1 pseudogene is annotated in these 278 nt (G+C 68.3%); it reads right to left on the bottom strand.

What is annotated here, in order from left to right:
* Position 1: 1 nt before the first annotated feature.
* Positions 2-278: pseudogene (locus AC0L21_RS38120) on the bottom strand (feruloyl-CoA synthase); the annotation flags it as partial.

Genomic DNA, 278 nt, shown 5'->3' with positions numbered 1-278 from the left:
ATCAGTAGCAACCGATCCACTCGCCCGACGCATTGTCATTCAACCGCGCCAGGGCATCGGCGCGCCGCGTCAGCACGGCGCGCTGGTTGATGTAGCCCTTGTCGGTGATCTCACCGCCGTCGACCGACGGCGGCTCCGCGAGCAGCAGCGCGCGCGTGGCGTGGCCGGAGGAATTGGCGCCGTGTTGCTTGAGCTTCGCCAGACCCTGCGCGATCGCGACTCGGACCTTGTCATGCGCGAGCACGTCGTTGACGCCTGCGGTCTCGGGCAGGCCGGCA

The organism is Bradyrhizobium sp. WSM4873, assembly GCF_055811355.1.
This window is presented reverse-complemented; position numbering and strand designations above follow the sequence as displayed.